This window comes from Paenibacillus sp. JT31N11, from assembly GCF_056269285.1.
Genome location: NZ_JBWDNQ010000058.1, coordinates 1 through 2,736, shown reverse-complemented (window position 1 = coordinate 2,736; position 2,736 = coordinate 1). Strand labels below are relative to the sequence as shown.

Below are 2,736 nucleotides of genomic sequence, written 5' to 3'. Positions count from 1 at the left end.
CAACCTCCACCGTGACCAGCATTAGTATAGCAAACTAATCTTGTTTCAACATTAAGTCCATATAATCCATTAAAAAGACTTTTAGCCCAACTGTCCCAATTTGCACCTTCCTACCCCGATCGCTAATGTGAGTCAACAGCTGAAGTAATTCACGGATAGTAGCTAGCTGATTATAATCAGGCGTATTAGAATCGAAACCTATAAGAAGGTAATCCGTTGAGACTTGAAAAAAATTGGACAACGCAATCAAACTCTCGCCGCCCGGGAAACTTATGTCTTTCTCCCATCGATTCATAGTACCCGTTGCACTCTCGATCGCAGCTTCTACAGCAGCCATCGACTTTCTCCCAGCGCCCAGCAGTGAGTTGCTTGTGCTACATGACTTTCCTTCGCGATATCTATACCCACAACAAGGTGAGATGTAGATATTCTTTCAATGCGTTGATTTTGTCCGGCTGATTGCTTAACCTTCATCGTAAGAGCGCCTCCTTGATAGTGTTGGGTTATTAGACCTTTCGACAAACCCATCATACAGAGGCGCTCCTTTTTTGACAAAGGCCAATTAGCCACTTTCGTGAGCCAACCCCATTAGCTCTGTAATACAAGAGCGCCGATCCATAGGATCGGCGCTTGTCCGTTTACAGTTGTTGTTCACTTACTTATTGCGGTGCTGCTGCAGACACACCGTTCAGCCAATCCGCGATATCCGAGATAACTTGATCCGGAATATTGCCAGGAATGGCGTACTCGGCGCCTGTTGATGGCTGGTCAACGGATACGAAGAAGTGATTCAGCTTCGGATATAATTTGTAGGATACGTCCGTTCGTCCGGCCAGCGCCTTTTTCCAGCCATCCAACTGGTCGGGACCGACCTGGGCATCGTTCTTCCCCTGCATGATCAACATTGGCGTTTCCTGATCCTTGGCGAGCTCTCCAGCGTAATAATTGCGGAAATCGAACCACCAGACCGGATTTTGCACGACGAAATTTTTGGGAATATTGGCGACGGAATATTGTGGATCCTTCAGCAGTGCCATCTGCTGTTCCCATATTTGTACCTGCTGTTCCAGCGCATCGGTCGGTTGTCCCGCCTGCTTGGCGCGTTCCGCCGCTTGTTGGTACTGAGTAAGGAGTAGATCCTCCAACGGTTCCGAGGGGCCAGCCATGACGATTGCGCCGGCGATGGAGTCAGTACTGTCCTGCTGCACGATGCGCGGAACGAGCATTCCGCCCTGGCTGTGGCCCAGCACGAATATTTGTGCGGCATTCACTTCGGGTTGCTGCTGCAGGACCTTTACCGCCGCCAACGCATCGTCCACCGATTCATCCTTTACGGTAAACTGCGGATTCAGCGCGCTTTTAAGCGTATGCTCATAGGTCCGTTTATCAAATCTTAGCACGGCAATATGTTGGGCCGCCAGACCGGCCGCCAGATCACGGAACGGCTTGTAAGCGCCGGTCGACTCATCCCGATCCCCCGTGCCAGAGCCATGCACGAGAACTACAGCGGTGAAAGGCCCTTCCCCTTTCGGAAGGGTTAACGTACCTGGCAGCGAATGCTCCCTTTCGCCGACAACGACTTGCCGCTCCACGTATTGCGCCGGGTTATCGTAGGATGGTTTCTGATAAGCGCCGGATGGCAAATAGGGCAAATACAAATCATCGATTTTCCCGGTGTCGTCGAAACGGACGATGATACCGAAAGGCGTCTGCTGCGGTGTAGCGTAACCGAGCATCGCATTATTATGCACCGCTGTCTCCTCTTGATCGAGCATAAGCAATTGAGCCGGAGAGCCGTATACGGAAGTATTGCCGACCCAGTACGTCTGCAGCAATTGCTCCGGTAGCTGCTGCTGCAATCGCTCGTTCATCATCGCTCTCGCATCTTCAAACTGGCCTGTCTGCAGCAAGTGTACGAAATAGCTGCCACGCGTCTTGACATCTTCCAATCCAACGAGGAGACCGTCTTGCGGATCCCAGTCCACGTCAACGTCGAATGCTTGTCTGATCATGCTCAGCGGTACGAGCATTTGGCCGCCCGACAATTCCGCCTTGCTGTCCATCGTCCGCGCTTGCCGATTCACAAGGGCGGTATCAGCGCCAATCGTGATCGCAAGCTCCACCTGGCCACGAGTGACGACCGCTTGCCGATTGACCGCATTCCAATTCACGACCGCGCCGATCGATTCCGCAACTGTCCTGAACGGCACCTTCTCTGTTTCGTCACCCCCCCTGCACCCGTAGCCCAAGCCTGCAAAGGCAGCAAAGTTAAAAGTACCAACGTTGCTCCCGCAGTACGCAATTTTTTTGTCTGTCCCATTGTCGCCATCCATGGTCACCTCAGATTGATTAATAGTTTGAATGTTATATACAGACTATAACAGATAGAACATAAAAATCAAGAAAAAAAACCCGTTCCGTCAAGAAATGAGCCTGCATCATTGACAAAATTTTGTCCAACGCTCCGTTTGCGCAACCAGAACAACAGCTGCCAGCCGCTGCGATCTGTTCCTGCTCTTTGCACTATCAGTACCCGTTACTTTAATGACCTGATTGTTGAGCTATCGTACCCGTTAGCGTAATGCCGTATTGAACAGAAAAATTGAATCAATGTCTTTGACACTTATATTGATTACGATATAAAAAATCAACCGGAATTTGATTAACGTTCTACCAGCCCCCGCCATTAATCCATGGTCCCCAGCCGCCAATTTCTGTCACTACGTCTTCTCTATA

3 protein-coding genes are annotated in these 2,736 nt (G+C 50.4%); all 3 read right to left on the bottom strand.

Annotation, left to right across the window (positions count from 1 at the left end; genetic code table 11):
• Window positions 1-34: 34 nt before the first annotated feature.
• Window positions 35-337 (bottom strand): hypothetical protein, encoded by a 303-nt coding sequence (locus AC0YNV_RS40605; protein ID WP_475773120.1) that lies wholly within the window; start codon window positions 335-337, stop codon window positions 35-37.
• Window positions 325-474, bottom strand: a complete 150-nt coding sequence (locus tag AC0YNV_RS40600; protein WP_475773121.1) for a hypothetical protein — start codon at window positions 472-474, stop codon at window positions 325-327. The genes AC0YNV_RS40605 and AC0YNV_RS40600 overlap by 13 nt, the downstream gene beginning before the upstream one ends.
• Window positions 475-659: 185 nt before the next feature.
• On the bottom strand, window positions 660-2,333 hold the full coding sequence (locus AC0YNV_RS40595; RefSeq protein WP_475773119.1) for an alpha/beta hydrolase family protein: 1,674 nt from the start codon (window positions 2,331-2,333) through the stop codon (window positions 660-662).
• Between the last annotated feature and the right edge of the window lie 403 nt (window positions 2,334-2,736).